Origin of the sequence: Saccharopolyspora gregorii (genome assembly GCF_024734405.1) — a bacterium.
In the GTDB taxonomy this organism is placed as follows: Bacteria; Actinomycetota; Actinomycetes; order Mycobacteriales; family Pseudonocardiaceae; genus Saccharopolyspora_C; species Saccharopolyspora_C gregorii.
In genome coordinates this window covers 2,615,149-2,629,315 of record NZ_CP059556.1, presented here as the reverse complement: position 1 = coordinate 2,629,315, position 14,167 = coordinate 2,615,149, and the positions used below count along the sequence as shown (strand labels likewise).

The following is a 14,167-nucleotide window of genomic DNA, read 5'->3' as shown; positions in this document are numbered from 1 at the left end:
ACGAGCGCTCCGGTGCCGCCGCCCGCATCGACTTCGTCGACGCCCTGCCGCTCGCCGACGTCGGCAAGCCGGACGAGGTGCTGCCGCAGCGGACGGCCGAGGAGCGGGCCCGAACGTCGCCCGCGCACGACCCGGTGCGGTGCGGTCGGTGGCCTGCCGCCCCGACGGCAGGGTCAGTTCGTCGCGACCCGCACGGTCCGGCCGCCGGTGAGCGCGGTGAGCTGGTCGACGGTCAGCGGCACGACCGCGTGCGGGGTTCCCGCGGCGGCCCAGATGGTGTCGTGGTCGGCCAGGGCCTCGTCGATCACCGTGCGCACCGGTGCCGGATGTCCTACCGGCGCCACTCCGCCGATGGCCTGGCCGGTGACGGCTCGGACCTGCTTCGCGGTGGCCATCTCGATGGTCGTCGCGCCGAGCTGCTCGGCGAGGACGCCGGTGTCCACGCGGTGACGTCCGCTGGTCATCACCAGCAACGGCTCCTCGTCGGCCAGGAACAGCAGGCTGCCGGCGATCGCGCCGACCTCGCAGCCGAGCGCCGCGGCGGCCTCGGCGGCGGTGCGGGTCGAATCGGGCAGCTCCCGCACGCGAGCGGTCAGGCCCGCGTCGGCCAGGTGCTGCTGCACGATCCGGCTGCGCTCCGGCAGTTGCTCGACATCGGTCATGGTGGGCCTTCCCTCGTTCGCAGGTGCGGTGGTGTGCCCAGCGGTCCGTGGTGCCCGCAGGCCACCGTCGTCCGATCGCGTCGCGGGTGCGGATGAACGCGCCTCGGGTGGCCGCACGGCCCCGACGGATCCGCCGCCGTGCCCGCACGATCGATCCGGGGACGTGCCGAACCCTGCTGACACCGTCCTCCCGCTGCCACCAGGTGTCTATCACAGTGGTCACCGTGACTGCCATACTGGCCAGCATGAGCGAGGTGCAGAAGGTGCCGCTGGCGGGGAACCTGCGCAGGTTGCGCCGCCAGAACGGCCTGTCCGTCGTGGAGCTGGCGCGCCGCGCGGGGACGTCGAGGGCAACGCTGACCCAGATCGAGGCCGGTGGCGGCAACCCCACTCTGGACACGCTCTACGCGTTGGCCACGGCCCTCGACGCAGGTCTCGCCGAGCTGATCACCGAGCCGGACGCGGTCGCGCCACCACGCGTCGTCCCCCGCGGCGAAGGGACGCGCGTGGTCGGCGAGGCGGTCGAAGCCTGGCTGCTGCACACCACCGCCCACCGGGCGGCTTCGACGGAGATCTACGACTTCCGCCTGCACGGCGCGGCAGCGCAGCACTCCCCCGGGCACCCGCGCGGGACGCACGAACACCTGCACCTGCACTCCGGCCGCATCCGCATCGGCCCCGTCGGCGCCACCGTCGAGATCGGTGCCGGCGACTTCGCGACCTTCGACGCCGGCCGGGAGCACCTCTACCAACGCGTCGGGGACCAACCGGTGCGCGGACTGCTGGTCATCACCCGTGCCCAGCCCTGAATCCGCCGACCCGACGAGCGTTCCCCGTGACGACCGACCGGACGGTCGCGATCGGTCGAACGTGACGACGGGACCGGCCCCGAGCCGTCGCTCCGGACGCTCGACGTGGTGCGCACGGTGTCCACCGTGGCCGGACGCCGCTGCCGCGCGGTGCGGTGATTCGCGGCAGCGGCACCGGTCTGCGGCTTCCTGGCGAGGAGCCTCGCCGGTCGTCACCGCGGCGCGGCCCGCCGCTGCGGGCTCACCGGTCGACGGCCCGTCCCGCCTCGGCCGCCAGGCGCCGCAACCAGGCGTGGGCGGGGTCGCGTTCGTGCATCGGATGCCACCACAAGGACTCGACCAGGTACCCGAGCTCGACGGGCAGCTCGACGATGCTGATGCCCGCGCCCGAGTGCGTGCGGGCGATGCGCTCCGGCATCAGGCCGAGGCGGTCGGTGCCCGCGACCAGGTGCGGGACCGACAGGAAGTTCTCGGTGATGACCGCGACGTCGAGCCGCGCACCACCGGCGAGCGGGCTGGGCATCGGCGAGAGCGCGGAGAACGGCGGCTGGTAGGCCACCACCCAGGCCCGCTCGGCGAAATCGGCTTCGACGGCTTCCGCGGTGGTGCCCGCCGATGCCACGCACACCCAGCGGTCCCGGTAGAGGTGCAGGGACGGGAAGTCCACCAGCACGCCCTGCGGCAGGACGATGCCGTCGACCGTGCGCAGGTGCTCGGACGCCCGCGCGACGACGTGGGCGGTGCTGTGCTGGAACTTCAGCCGCACGTGCGGCGCGTGCCCGCGGACGAGGTCGGTCAGGGCGCGGCCGAACGTCGGCAGGTGGCAGTCCGCGACTACCAGGGTGAACTCGTGGTCGGAGCGCTCCGGGTCGAACTCCGACCGGGTCTGGAAGACCCGGTCGGTCCACATCAGCGCCTGCGTCGTGTTCTCGGCGAGCCGTTCTCCCAACGCGGTCAACTCGTAGGCGTTGCCCGTCCTGGCCAGCAGTTCGTCGTCGAAGTGCCTGCGCAACCGGGCCAGCGCGGTGCTCAACGTCGGCTGGCTCAGCCCGAGCCGTTGCGCCGCTCTGGTGACGCTGCGCTCGTGCAGCAGCGCGTCCAGCGACACGAGCAGGTTCAGATCCAGCCCCATCGCACCTCGCCCGGTCATCGGCATTCCCGATGACCAACATAGGCGATCACGGCTTCCCCGATGGGTCCGGCGGTCGCAGGGTGGAGGGCAGCAGACCGGATCGGCTGCGGATGTCGTCGTCCGGCGGGCAGAACCGGCCCGCGGCCGGATCGCGCCCAACCTCGGGGAGGAAGTCGGTGTCGTCGTTCCACGTCCTGATCGCCGGAGGCGGAATAGGAGGTCTCTGCCTGGCACAGGGGCTGCGTCGGCGCGGGATCAGCTGCGCGGTGTACGAGAGCGCTCCGGGCATCGTGCAGGCCGGGTACCGGCTGCACATGAACGCCGCGGGTGGCGGCGCGCTGCGGCAGTGCCTGCCGGACGACCTGTACGAGCTCTACGTGCAGACCTCCCGCGAGAAGCCCCGCCGGGAGTGCCTGGTCCTGCTGGACCACCGGGCGCGCGAGCTGGGGACCCGCCCGCACATCGGCCCGGCCAACGACCCGGAGCGTCCGCACACGGCGGTCAACCGGCGCACCTTGCGCCAGATCATGAGCGTCGGGCTGGAAGACGTCCTCCACTTCGGACGCACCGCCTGCGGTTTCGAGGACGACGGGCAGCGCGTGCGGCTGCTGTTCACCGACGGCTCCGCCGCGTCCGGTGACGTCCTCGTCGCCGCGGACGGCATCCGCTCGGCGGTCCGCGGGCAGCTGCTGCCGCACGTGGCGACCGTCGACACCGGCCTGCGCGGGGTGGCGTCGCGGGCCCCGCTCACGGACGAACTGGCCGCCGCCCTGCCCGCGGAGCTGTTCGACGGCTTCGTCACCGCGAGCGGGCCGGACGGGGTGGTGTTCGCCTACGGCGCCTACCAGCCGCGCCGACCGGTCGCCGAAGCGGTGGCCGAGCTCGCCCCCGGCGCCGACATCGATCCGGTCGAGCCGTACATGATGGTCAACTTCGGCCTGCCCCGCGGCGGCCCCTCGGCGGCGCGGATCCCGGAGCTGTGGAGCGCGACCCCGGACCAGCTCCACGCCGCGATGCGCGCCGCGGTCACCGGCTGGCACCCGGCGCTCGTCGAGCTCGTCGAGCACGTCGACCCGGACACGCTGTTCCGGCAGTCCATCCGCCACCTGGAACCGGCCGAACCGTGGGAGACCAGCAGGGTGACGCTGCTCGGCGACGCCATCCACGCCATGCCGCCGACCTTCGGCGCCGGCGCCAACAGCGCCCTGCGCGACGCCGCGGCGCTGGCGAACGCGCTGCAGCGGGCCGCCGAGGGCGAATCCGCGCTGCCGGCGGCGATCGCCGAGTACGAGGCGAACCTGCGCGCCGAGGTCTTCCCCGTCCTCCGCGCCTCCGCCGACCCGCGTGCCACGAGCAGCGACTTCCTGCCCGACGAGCTGCCGGTCGCACATCCCGCTGCACGCTAGCGACCAGGTCGATGCCCTGATCGCCTGCGCAGCACCGAACGCGGCACCGGAGTCCGCGAGCCGGGCCCGGAGTCCGCGAGCCAAGCCCGACGTCGGCGAGCCGGGCACGGCGCCCGCGCGCGTGCCTCGGCATCGGCGACCACCGCCCGGCGCTCGGGCACCGGCTCCCCGGCCGGATCCGGGCCGCGGCGGACCGGGCTGAGACCTGGCTCACCTCGCGCCCGGGCGGGGACCGGATGATCGCCACGAGGTACCGGAACCGGTATCTTCACCCGTGGCATCGAACGGGACGTGGAGCGCGACAGTGAGAGCAGACGGGCCACCGGAGCGGGGCATCGACCAGTCGAGGGCCAGCATCGCCCGGGTCTACGACGTCTTCCTCGGCGGCAAGGACAACTACGCGGTGGACCGGGAGGTCGCCGGTGCGGTGATCGACCAGATCCCGCAGACGCTGTCGTTCGCCCAGGAGCACCGGGCGTGGCTCATCCGGGTGGTGCGCTTCCTGGCGAAGGCGGGGATCGACCAGTTCCTGGACTGCGGTTCGGGCCTGCCGACGCAGGAGAACACGCACCAGGCCGCGCAGCGGTTCAACCCCGAATCCACCGTCGTCTACGTCGACAACGACCCGATCGTCGCCGCGCACGGCCGCGCGCTGCTGGAGGAGAACTCCCGCACCCACTTCGTCGACGGCGACCTGACCGAACCGGACCGGTTGCTGGCCGACCCGCGGATCACCGACCGGCTGGACCTGAGCCGCCCCGTGGCGCTGATCCAGTGCTCGACGATCCACCACGTCACCGACGAGCAGCGCCCGCACGAGATCGTGCGGCGTTACGTCGACGCCCTGCCCTCGGGCTCCTACCTCGCGCTGACCCACTGGCACGATCCCGCGGACGGCGGTGCGGGCAGCGGCATCGCCCGCTACATCTCCGAGACGTTCCGGAACAGCTCGATGGGGTCGGCCAACTTCCGCTCCCGCGACGAGATCGAGCGGCTGTTCGACGGGCTCGAATTCGTCGAGCCCGGCCTGACCCTGCTGCGGGACTGGTGGCCGGACGGCCCGAACCTCGCCCCGGCGGAACCGGTCGACGAGATCGTGCTCGCCGGGGTCGCCCGCAAACCGTGATCACCACCGCGGCGGGCCCCTCGCCGCGGTCGTCCTGCCCGCGGCACTCCACCCGGCGAGGTGGTGCTTGCGCTCGCGACCGAGCGGTGCGGGTCAGCCGGGCCGGTGCCCGGGGGTGCGGGCGGTGGCGGTGTTGCGCGCGGCGAGCAGCGCGAACGCCCGGGTGAGCTCGGGCGGGTGGAGCACGTCGACCTCGGTGTCGAAGCGGTTCAGCGAGGCCGCCAGCGCTACCCAGGACCAGGAACCGACCTCGATGCCGCACCGGTCCGGCCCGAGGTCTTCGACGATCCCGTCGCCCGCGAACGGCAGGACCTCCCGGGCCGGCCGGTGGAGCACGACCTTGCCCGTGCAGGGCCAGCGGTTGTGCTCGGCGGAACCCTTGAAGCGGGCGGAGACGTACTCGGCGACGTCCCCGCCCGGGATCGGGCGCGGGGTGAACCGCGGCCCGGTGGGGGTGCTCGGCGTGACCCGGTCGGCCCGGAACAGCCGCCAGTCCTCGTGGTCGAGGTCCCAGGCGACCAGGTACCAGCGCCCGTGCGAGGTCACGAGGTGGTGGGGTTCCACCCGCCGCCGCGGGCCCGGTTCCGCGGCGGCTTCCGGGCGGCTCGCGTAGTCGAAGCGCAGCACCTCGCGGGCCCGGATCGCGGTCGAGACCGCGAGCAGCACCTCGGGCGGCGCGTCCCCCGCTCCCCCGCCGCCGGGGAGGGCGGTGAAGGTGAGCGCGTCGAAGCGGTGGCGCAGGCGGGAGGGCATCACCTGCCGCACCGTGGTCAGCGCGCGGACGGCGGGCTCCTCGATGCCCGCCCCGGTGGCGGTGGCGGCCCGCAGGGCGACGGCGAGCGCGATGACCTGCTCGTCGTCGAACAGCAGCGGCGGCAGCTCGTCCCCGGCGTCGAGGCGGTAACCGCCCTCCGGGCCCATCGTGGCCCGGATGCGGTAGCCCCTCTCCCGCAGCCGGTCGACGTCGCGGCGCACGGTGCGCGGGCTGATGCCGAGCCGGTCCGCCAGCAGGGAGCCCGGCCAGTCGCGCCTGGTCTGCAGCAGCGACAGCAGGCGCAGCAGGCGCGAGGTGGTCGTGGTCATGGGATCGACCCTAGTTCTCCGTGTAGGACCAGAACCGACCTACACGGCGGCGAGGGTGGGTCTCGACCGGGAGAGCCCCGGCGAGATCCACACTCGGGAACGCACATGACCCTGACCACGACCACCCACCTCAACTTCCGCGGCAACGCCCGCGCTGCGCTGGAGTTCTACCGGTCCGCCTTCGGCGGCCGGCTCACGATCACGACCTACCGCGACGTCGGCGCCCCCGGCGACGCCCCCGGTGCCGACGACGTCGTCTTCGGACAGGTCGAGGCCGACAACGGCTTCCGGGTGATGGCCTACGACGTCCCCGGCGTCCGGAACGGTTCCGCGGCCACCACCGGTTCCACCCGCCGCGAGAACGGCGCGACGATCACCGACCAGCCGTTCTTCGTCTCCGTGCGCGGCAACGGGCTCGACGAGGTCCGCGCCTGCTGGGAGAAGCTCGCCGAGGGAGCCTCGATCGTGGAGCCGCTCGCCGCTTCGGCGTGGAGCCCGGGCTTCGGCATGCTCACCGACCGGTTCGGGGTGACCTGGAGCATCGACGTGGCCGCCGCCCGCGACGCCGCGTGATCGCGCGGGCGCCGGGGTTCCGCGGAACCCCGGCGCCCGTCGCCCGGAACCCTCCGCAGCCCCGTCGAACGGACAGCACCCATGAAGACGCGCCCCCTCGGTCGCACCGGAATCGCCGTGAGCCCCTACTGCTTGGGCACCATGATGTTCGGCCCGGCGGGCAACCCCGATCCCGCCGACTGCCACCGCATCGTCCACCGCGCGCTGGACGCCGGGATCAACTTCATCGACACCGCCGACGTCTACGGGTACGGCGCCACCGAGCCGATCGTCGGAGCGGCCATCAAGGGGCGGCGCGACGAGGTCGTGCTGGCGACGAAGTTCGGCGGGCCGATGGGCGACGACCCGAACCGGCGCGGTGCCTCCCGCCGGTGGATCGTCACCGCCGTGGAGGAATCGCTGCGCAGGCTCGACGTCGACCACATCGACCTGTACCAGATCCACCACTTCGACCCGGCGACGGACCTGGAGGAGACCCTCTCCGCGCTGACCGGCCTGATCACCAGCGGCAAGGTCCGCGCCATCGGCTCGTCCGGCTTCCTCGCCGCGGACCTCGTCGAAGCCCACCTGGTCGCCGAGCTGCGGGGCCTGGCCCGCCTGCGCACCGAGCAGCCCCCGTACTCGATCCTGGCGCGCGGCATCGAGCGGGAGGTGCTGCCCGTCTGCGCCCGGTACGGGATGGGCGTGCTCACCTGGAGCCCGCTGTCCTGGGGCCTGCTCACCGGGAAGTACCGGCGGCCGGGCACTCCCGTCTCGCCCGGCCGCGCGCGGTGGGGCCCGCGGCACATGACCGACGAGGCCAAGCACGCCGCGGTCGAACGGCTCGCCGTCCTCGCCGAGGAAGCCGGGATCTCGTTGACGCACCTGGCGATGTCGTTCGCCACCACCCACCCGCACGTCACCTCGGTGATCATCGGGCCCCGCACGCTGCCGCAGCTCGACGACCTGCTCGCCGGGCGCGACGTCGTGCTCGACGACGAGGTCCTGGACCGCATCGACGGGATCGCCACGCCGGGGACCGACACCGGCGTCGGGTACCGGCCCGCGCCCCTCGACGACGCCGCGCTCCGCCGCCGCCCGCCCCGGGACCGCGGGGCGCGGTGACCCCGCTCCGGGAGAGCGGGCGCGGACCGTCCACATCGGACCGCGTTCCGGGGCGGCCCGCCGGTCGAGGAGCCGGGTAGCGCCGCCCGGTGGTGGCGGGGGTGCCGGGAACGCGGCGGATCCGGGGGCACCGGTCGTGGCGACGCGGACGCTCCACCCCCGCTTGTGGCCTGGCCACAGGTCGATCGGCGCAACTCTGGAGGCGCACCCAAAGTCCTGCGCTGTGCCCGTAGTCACACTCATCCGAGCAGATCGACTCAACGGGGAGCGAGGAAGCCATGTACGACCACATCGTTGTCGGCGCGGGTTCGGCGGGGTGCGCGTTGGCCGCCCGGCTGACCGAAGACCCCGACGTGACCGTGGCACTGGTCGAAGCCGGAGCGGCGGACACCGCCGACGAGATCCACATTCCCGCGGCGTTCAGCTCGCTGTTCAAGAGCCGGTGGGACTGGGACCTGGACACCGAGCCGGAACCGGAGCTCGGCGGGCGCCGGGCGTACCTGCCGCGCGGCAAGATGCTCGGCGGCTCCAGCTCGATGAACGCGATGATCTACATCCGCGGCAACCGCGCCGACTACGACCAGTGGGCGGCCGACGGGGCCACCGGCTGGAGCTACGACGAGGTCCTCCCCTACTTCAAGAAGGCCGAAGGCAACGCGCGCGGCGCCGACGACTTCCACGGCGCCGACGGACCGCTCACCGTGTCCGAGAGCCGGTCGATGAACCCGCTCTGCGACGCCTGGGTGGACGCGGCCGTCGAAGCCGGCTTCCCGCACAACGAGGACTTCAACGGCGCTGACCAGCTCGGCGTCGGCCGCTTCCAGGTCACCCAGCGCGAGGGCATGCGGTGCAGCACCGCGGTCGCCTACCTGCGCCCGGCGCTGAAGCGGCCCAACCTGACCGTGATCACCGGGGCGCTGACCCGCAAGGTGCTCTTCGAGGGCGACCGGGCGGTCGGCGTGGAGATCAGCCGCGACGGGCAGGTCGAGGAGCTGCGCGCCGAGCGCGAGGTGATCCTCAGCGCGGGCGCCTACGGTTCCGCGCAGCTGCTGCTGCTCTCCGGCGTCGGCCCGGCCGCGCAGCTCGCGGCGTTCGGCATCCCGCTGCTCGCGGACCTCCCCGTCGGGGAGCGGTTGCAGGACCACTACATGGTGATGCTCAACTACCTCACCGACCGCGAGACGCTGATGACGGCGGCGAGCCCGGAGAACGCCGCGCTGCTGCAGTCCGAGGGCCGCGGCCCGCTCACCTCCAACATCGGCGAGGCCGGTGGCTTCTTCGAGACCCGCGAGGGCTTGCCGGGGCCGGACGTGCAGTTCCACTCCACGCCGTGCTTCTTCGCGGAGGAAGGGCTCGGCGCGCAGACCGCGCAGGGCCTCGCGGCGGGCCCGTGCGTGCTGAAGCCGACCAGCACCGGCAGCCTCACCCTCCGCTCGCCGGACCCCGAGGTGGCGCCGCGCATCCAGCACAACTACCTGTCCACCGAGGAGGACCGGGCCGCCATCGTCGCCGGGCTGCGCACCGCCCTGCGCATCGCGGAGCAGGCGCCGATGAAGGAGGTCATCACAGGCGACCACGTGGTCCCGGAGGGTTCGTCCGACGAGGAACTGCTCGACTTCGCCCGCCGCGTGGGCCAGACGCTCTACCACCCCACCTCGACCTGCGGCATCGGCCACGTCGTCGACCACGAGCTGAAGGTCCTCGGCGTCGACGGGCTGCGGGTCGCCGACGCCTCGGTGATGCCGACCGTCGTCCGCGGCAACACCAACGCCCCCACGATCATGATCGCCGAGAAGGCCGCGGACCTGGTCAAGCAGTCCGCAGGCGACTGATCCGCGGCACCGAGCTCAGGAGACCAGCATGACCGGAGCACCGACCTACCGGATGTTCATCGACGGCGCCTGGGTGGATGCGCCGGAGACGTACGAGATCACCTCGCCCGCCACCGACGAGATCACCGCCCGCGTCGCCTTCGGCGGGGTGGAGCACGCGGACGCCGCCGTCGCCGCCGCCAAGGCCGCCCACGACGAGGGCACCTGGCGCCGGATGACCCCGGAGCAGCGCGCCGACGTCCTCGACCGCATCGCCGACAGCATGGAGGCCAAGGTCGATCTGCTCAGCAGGCTGGCCACCGGCGAGAACGGCGTCACCGCGCGCACCGCGGGCGCGTTCCACATCGGACTCGGCATCGCGAACCTGCGGGTCTTCGCCGCGATGGCGCGGGGGTTCGAGCCGGAGCAGCCCAACCCGCTGTCCCCGGAGACCGAGGACTCCCGCTCGGTGATCCGCCGCGAGCCGATCGGGGTGTGCGCCGGGATCGTGCCGTTCAACTTCCCGCTGGTGCTCGCCGGGTGGAAGCTCGGCCCGGCGCTGGCGGCGGGCAACACCTTCGTGCTCAAGTGCGACGAAAACACCCCGCTGACCCTGCTGGAGCTGGCGAAGTCGGCCGAGGAGGCCGGGCTGCCGCGGGGCGTGCTCAACGTGATCACCGGGCCCGGCGAGACCGTCGGCGACCGGCTCGCGGCGCACCCGGACGTCCGCAAGATCGGCTTCACCGGCTCCACCGAGGTCGGCAAGATCGTGCAGCGGAAGTCCGCGGACAACCTGAAGAAGGTCACGCTGGAGCTCGGCGGCAAGGGGCCGAACATCCTGCTCGACGACGCCGACCTGGACCTCGCCATCGACGGATCGCTGTTCGCGTTCCTGATGTACTCCGGGCAGGTCTGCGAATCGGGCACCCGGCTGCTGGTGCCCGAGTCCCGCAAGACGGAGATCGTCGAGCGGCTGGTCCGCCGGGTGCAGGACGTGCGGATCGGTGACCCGCTCGACCCGAGCACGGACATGGGGCCGGTCGCCTCGCACGACCAGAAGAAGCGCGTCGAGCGCTACGTGGCGATCGCCGCCGAGGAGGGCGCCACCGTCGCCTACCGCGGCGAGCTGCCCGACGCGGCGCCGTTCGACCGCGGGGCGTGGGTGCCGCCGATCATCTACACCGACGTCACCAACGACATGCGGATCGCCCGCGAGGAGGTCTTCGGGCCGGTGCTGGTGGTGATCGGCTACGCCGACGATGCGGACGCGGTGCGCATCGCCAACGACAGCGAGTACGGCCTGTCCGCGGGCGTGTGGGGTTCACCGGAGCGCGCCCTGCGGGTCGCCGACCAGCTCGAAGCGGGCACGGTGTGGGTCAACGACTGGCACGCCGGGTTCCCGATGAACCCGTTCGGCGGCTACAAGCAGAGCGGCATCGGCCGCGAGCTCGGGCCGGACGCCCTCGCCGAGTACACGCAGGTGAAGACGATCCAGCAGGCCAAGGACAGCGACTGGTCCAAGCGCGGTTACGCGCTGGTCCTGCCGCCGCCCGCCTGATCGCCTCCGCCAGCGCGGTCGCCGGCCCCGGCCCGCTCGGCCGGGGCCAGCAGCCGCGCTGCCACCAGCAGGTTCTGGAAGTCGGCGAAGCTGCGCAGGTCGCAGCCGGTGCGCTCGGAGATCCGCTCCAAGCGGTAGTACACCGTGTTCACGTGCACGTGCAGCCGTTCGGCGGCGGCCTTCGCGTTGAGGTCGCAGTCGGCGTACAGCCGGATCGTCTCGATCATCGTGCCCGCCTGGCCCAGGTCCTCCTCGATGAACGACCGCACGGGTGCGGTGATCAGCCGCCGCGCGGTGGCGTCGTCGAGCAGCACCAGGTAGTCCAGCGGGGACAGTTCGGCCAGCCGCCGCACGCCCGGCTCCCCCGCCAGGCTCTTGCGCGCCAGGACCGCCTCGTGGCGCGCGGCGGGGACCTCGCGCAGCCCGTCGTGGACGGTGCTCACCCCGACGCCGAGGTGGATCCCCCGGCCGCGCAAGCTGCGGTACGCGCGTTCGAGGCCCTGGACGAGTTCGGCGCCGTCGGCGTGCACCGGCGCGATCCCGACCACGTGGTCCTGCCGCAGCACCGCGACCCCCTGCTGCCCGGTGCCGAGCGACGTGCGCACCGTGGTGACCACTTCGCGCAGGCTCTGGTCGGTGCGGAGCTCGGTGGCAGGTTTCGCGACGACCACCACGATCGACGACGCGGCCGCCAGCCCGGACTCCGCCGCCAGGTCGGCCTTCGGGCCGGGGACGAGGTCGCGCGCGGCGAGCAGGTCCTCCACCAGGTCGCGGCGGAGCAGGTCGTCGTCGGCGAGCTCCATCTGCTGGGCGACCAGGTAGGTCTCCGCCGTCACCGAGCTGCCCACCTCGATCACGTTCATCACGTGGATCGCCAGGTCGAGCGCCGCCATCCGGGTGTCGGGGTCCTCCTTCGCCGCCGCGACGATGGCCTCCCACAGCGCCTCCTGCCCGATGCGGAAGCCCTGCATGAAGTCGGCCAGCGCGACGCCCTGCCGGACCCGGTGGCGGGCCTGTTCGACGGAGCTCCGGAAGTCGTCGCGATCGGCTCGGCGGCCGGCCCGCATGGTGGCGAGGACGGCGTCGAAGACCGACCTGGTGTGGGTGCGCAGGTCCGGCCCCAGGCTCTCGTCCCGGCTCGCCGAGTAGGCGGGCACTTCTTCCCAGGTGCGCGCCACCGAGCGTTCGACCGTGGCCTCCAGGTCCACCAGCACGCGATCGACGATGCGACCGACCAGCGGGGCAGCTTCCATTCCCGGCACGGTACCGCCCCTCTGTCGTCCGACCACAAACTCGTGCTGCTGCGACTGTAGGCCGTCCCGGTGATTTCGCAGGTGGGCGGCGAGATAGTGATGCCTACCTCGGACACCACCACAGGAAGCGGGCCATCATGAACCTCGCCAACCGCCTGCTCGACGCGGCGCAAGCGCACGGCGACCGCGCGGCCGTCCGCCTCGACGACACCGTGCTGACCTACGACCGGCTGCTGGCCGTGGCCGCCGGGGTGGCGCGCTGGTTGACCGCGAACGGGCTCGAACCCGGGGACCGGGTGGGGCTGATCCTGCCGAACGTGCCCGCCTACCCGGTGCACCTGTTCGGCAGCCTCCTCGCCGGCGGCGTCGTCGTACCGATGAACCCGCTGCTCAAGTCCGGGGAGATCGAGCACTACCTGGCCGACTCGGGGGCCCGGTTCCTGTTCGCCTCGCCCGAAGCGGCCGACGAGGCACGAGCCGGGGCCGCGGCCACCGGCGCCACCGTGATCGTCGTCGACCCGCGCGGGACGGACGCGGCCACCGCCGACGTCCCGGAGATCGTCGACCGGGCCGACGACGACACCGCGGTGATCCTCTACACCTCCGGGACGACGGGACGCCCGAAGGGCGCCGAACTGACCCACGCGAACATCGACGGCAACGCCGCGGTGACCCGCGAGACCCTCGTCGAGATCGGGCCCGGCGACGTGGTGATGGGATGCCTGCCGCTGTTCCACGTCTTCGGGCTCACCTGCGGGCTGATCGCCTCGGTGCAGGCGGGGGCCTGCCTGACGCTGATCGCGCGCTTCGAGGGCGCCAAGGCGCTGGAGGTGATCGAGCGCGATCGCGTCACGGTGTTCGAGGGCGTGCCCACGATGTACTCCGCGATGCTGCACGCCGCGGGCGACGCCGACCTCACCACCGTGCGGTGCTGCATCTGCGGTGGCGCACCGCTGCCCGTCGAGCTGCTGCGGGCCTTCGAGGAGACCTTCGGCTGCGTGATCCTCGAAGGCTACGGCCTGTCCGAGAGCTCGCCGGTGGCGTGCTTCAACCACCCCCACCTCGAACGCAAACCCGGTTCGATCGGCGTGCCCGTGCGGGACGTCTCCCTGCGCGTGATCGACGACGGCGGGCGCGGCGTCCCGACCGGCGAGGTCGGCGAGATCGTGATCAAGGGCCCGAACGTGATGAAGGGCTACTGGGGGCTGCCCGAGGTCACCGCGGACACGATCGTCGACGGCTGGCTGCGCACCGGGGACCTCGCGGTCTGCGACGAGGACGGCTACTTCACCATCGTCGACCGGAAGAAGGACATGATTATCCGTGGTGGCTACAACGTCTACCCGCGGGAGATCGAGGAGGTCATCTACGAGCACCCGGCCGTGGCCGAGGCCGCGGTGGTCGGCGTGGCGCACCCGGAGCTCGGCGAGGAGGTGGTCGCCGCGATCGCGCTGAAGCCGGGCGCGATGGCGACCGCGGACGAGATCCGCGAATTCGTGAAGGCCCGCGTCGCCGCGTACAAGTACCCGCGCCAGGTCTGGGTCACGGCGGAGCTGCCGAAGGGGCCGACCGGCAAGCTCCTGCGCCGCGAGGTCCGCACGGCGCGGCCCGCGGAACCCTCCCCCAGCCCGGCCTGACGCGGCCGCGCAC

Annotated in this window: 12 protein-coding genes; 8 read left to right on the top strand and 4 right to left on the bottom strand. The window is 72.9% G+C overall.

The window, feature by feature from the left end:
• Window positions 1–173 precede the first annotated feature (173 nt).
• Window positions 174–662, bottom strand: coding sequence for a YbaK/EbsC family protein (locus H1226_RS11265; RefSeq protein ID WP_258348949.1), 489 nt, complete (start codon window positions 660–662; stop codon window positions 174–176).
• Window positions 663–907: 245 nt separating this feature from the next.
• On the opposite strand from H1226_RS11265, the gene H1226_RS11260 reads away from it, so the two are divergent.
• Entirely contained in the window at window positions 908–1,471 is a 564-nt protein-coding gene (locus tag H1226_RS11260; RefSeq protein WP_258348948.1) for a helix-turn-helix domain-containing protein, read from the top strand.
• A 241-nt stretch (window positions 1,472–1,712) separates the two neighbouring features.
• On the opposite strand, the gene H1226_RS11255 is transcribed toward H1226_RS11260, so the two are convergent.
• Complete coding sequence (locus H1226_RS11255; protein ID WP_258348947.1) at window positions 1,713–2,621, bottom strand: LysR family transcriptional regulator; 909 nt, start codon at window positions 2,619–2,621, stop codon at window positions 1,713–1,715.
• A 158-nt stretch (window positions 2,622–2,779) separates the two neighbouring features.
• Here H1226_RS11255 and H1226_RS11250 point away from each other — a divergent pair, with 158 nt between their 5' ends.
• Window positions 2,780–4,009: an FAD-dependent oxidoreductase gene (locus tag H1226_RS11250; RefSeq protein ID WP_373690039.1), complete on the top strand. Its 1,230-nt coding sequence runs from the start codon at window positions 2,780–2,782 to the stop codon at window positions 4,007–4,009.
• A 304-nt stretch (window positions 4,010–4,313) separates the two neighbouring features.
• Entirely contained in the window at window positions 4,314–5,135 is an 822-nt protein-coding gene (locus tag H1226_RS11245) for an SAM-dependent methyltransferase (protein WP_258348945.1), read from the top strand.
• A 93-nt stretch (window positions 5,136–5,228) separates the two neighbouring features.
• Here H1226_RS11245 and H1226_RS11240 read toward each other — a convergent pair whose 3' ends face one another.
• A complete protein-coding gene (locus H1226_RS11240; RefSeq protein ID WP_258348944.1) occupies window positions 5,229–6,218 on the bottom strand; it encodes a helix-turn-helix transcriptional regulator in 990 nt (329 codons plus the stop codon).
• A 105-nt stretch (window positions 6,219–6,323) separates the two neighbouring features.
• Here H1226_RS11240 and H1226_RS11235 point away from each other — a divergent pair, with 105 nt between their 5' ends.
• The 4 genes from H1226_RS11235 (at window position 6,324) to H1226_RS11220 (ending at window position 11,264) form a co-directional block, all read left to right on the top strand.
• The gene (locus tag H1226_RS11235) at window positions 6,324–6,791 is read left to right on the top strand and encodes a VOC family protein (protein ID WP_258348943.1); all 468 of its coding nucleotides are present in this window, start codon (window positions 6,324–6,326) and stop codon (window positions 6,789–6,791) included.
• An 81-nt stretch (window positions 6,792–6,872) separates the two neighbouring features.
• Window positions 6,873–7,895 carry an aldo/keto reductase gene (locus H1226_RS11230; RefSeq protein WP_258348942.1) on the top strand — a complete coding sequence of 341 codons (1,023 nt, stop codon included), beginning with the start codon at window positions 6,873–6,875 and terminating at the stop codon, window positions 7,893–7,895.
• Window positions 7,896–8,173: 278 nt separating this feature from the next.
• Window positions 8,174–9,727 (top strand): GMC family oxidoreductase, encoded by a 1,554-nt coding sequence (locus H1226_RS11225; protein WP_258348941.1) that lies wholly within the window; start codon window positions 8,174–8,176, stop codon window positions 9,725–9,727.
• Window positions 9,728–9,755: 28 nt separating this feature from the next.
• Window positions 9,756–11,264 carry an aldehyde dehydrogenase family protein gene (locus tag H1226_RS11220; protein ID WP_258348940.1) on the top strand — a complete coding sequence of 503 codons (1,509 nt, stop codon included), beginning with the start codon at window positions 9,756–9,758 and terminating at the stop codon, window positions 11,262–11,264.
• Here H1226_RS11220 and H1226_RS11215 read toward each other — a convergent pair.
• Window positions 11,234–12,517 carry a PucR family transcriptional regulator gene (locus H1226_RS11215; protein ID WP_258348939.1) on the bottom strand — a complete coding sequence of 428 codons (1,284 nt, stop codon included), beginning with the start codon at window positions 12,515–12,517 and terminating at the stop codon, window positions 11,234–11,236. The two genes, H1226_RS11220 and H1226_RS11215, sit on opposite strands and share 31 nt — an antisense overlap.
• A gap of 137 nt (window positions 12,518–12,654) precedes the next feature.
• Between H1226_RS11215 and H1226_RS11210 the strand changes: the two genes are divergently transcribed.
• A complete protein-coding gene (locus H1226_RS11210) occupies window positions 12,655–14,154 on the top strand; it encodes a long-chain-fatty-acid--CoA ligase (RefSeq protein ID WP_258348938.1) in 1,500 nt (499 codons plus the stop codon).
• Window positions 14,155–14,167: the final 13 nt, after the last annotated feature.

Excerpts from the sequence above, each read along its gene's own strand:
- H1226_RS11215 (WP_258348939.1), bottom strand. The coding sequence starts at position 12,517 with ATGGAAGCTGCCCCGCTGGTCGGTCGCATCGTCGATCGCGTGCTGGTG.
- H1226_RS11235 (WP_258348943.1), top strand. The coding sequence starts at position 6,324 with ATGACCCTGACCACGACCACCCACCTCAACTTCCGCGGCAACGCCCGC.
- H1226_RS11210 (WP_258348938.1), top strand. The coding sequence starts at position 12,655 with ATGAACCTCGCCAACCGCCTGCTCGACGCGGCGCAAGCGCACGGCGAC.
- H1226_RS11225 (WP_258348941.1), top strand. The coding sequence starts at position 8,174 with ATGTACGACCACATCGTTGTCGGCGCGGGTTCGGCGGGGTGCGCGTTG.
- H1226_RS11255 (WP_258348947.1), bottom strand. The coding sequence starts at position 2,621 with ATGACCGGGCGAGGTGCGATGGGGCTGGATCTGAACCTGCTCGTGTCG.
- H1226_RS11240 (WP_258348944.1), bottom strand. The coding sequence starts at position 6,218 with ATGACCACGACCACCTCGCGCCTGCTGCGCCTGCTGTCGCTGCTGCAG.
- H1226_RS11265 (WP_258348949.1), bottom strand. The coding sequence starts at position 662 with ATGACCGATGTCGAGCAACTGCCGGAGCGCAGCCGGATCGTGCAGCAG.
- H1226_RS11220 (WP_258348940.1), top strand. The coding sequence starts at position 9,756 with ATGACCGGAGCACCGACCTACCGGATGTTCATCGACGGCGCCTGGGTG.
- H1226_RS11230 (WP_258348942.1), top strand. The coding sequence starts at position 6,873 with ATGAAGACGCGCCCCCTCGGTCGCACCGGAATCGCCGTGAGCCCCTAC.
- H1226_RS11260 (WP_258348948.1), top strand. The coding sequence starts at position 908 with ATGAGCGAGGTGCAGAAGGTGCCGCTGGCGGGGAACCTGCGCAGGTTG.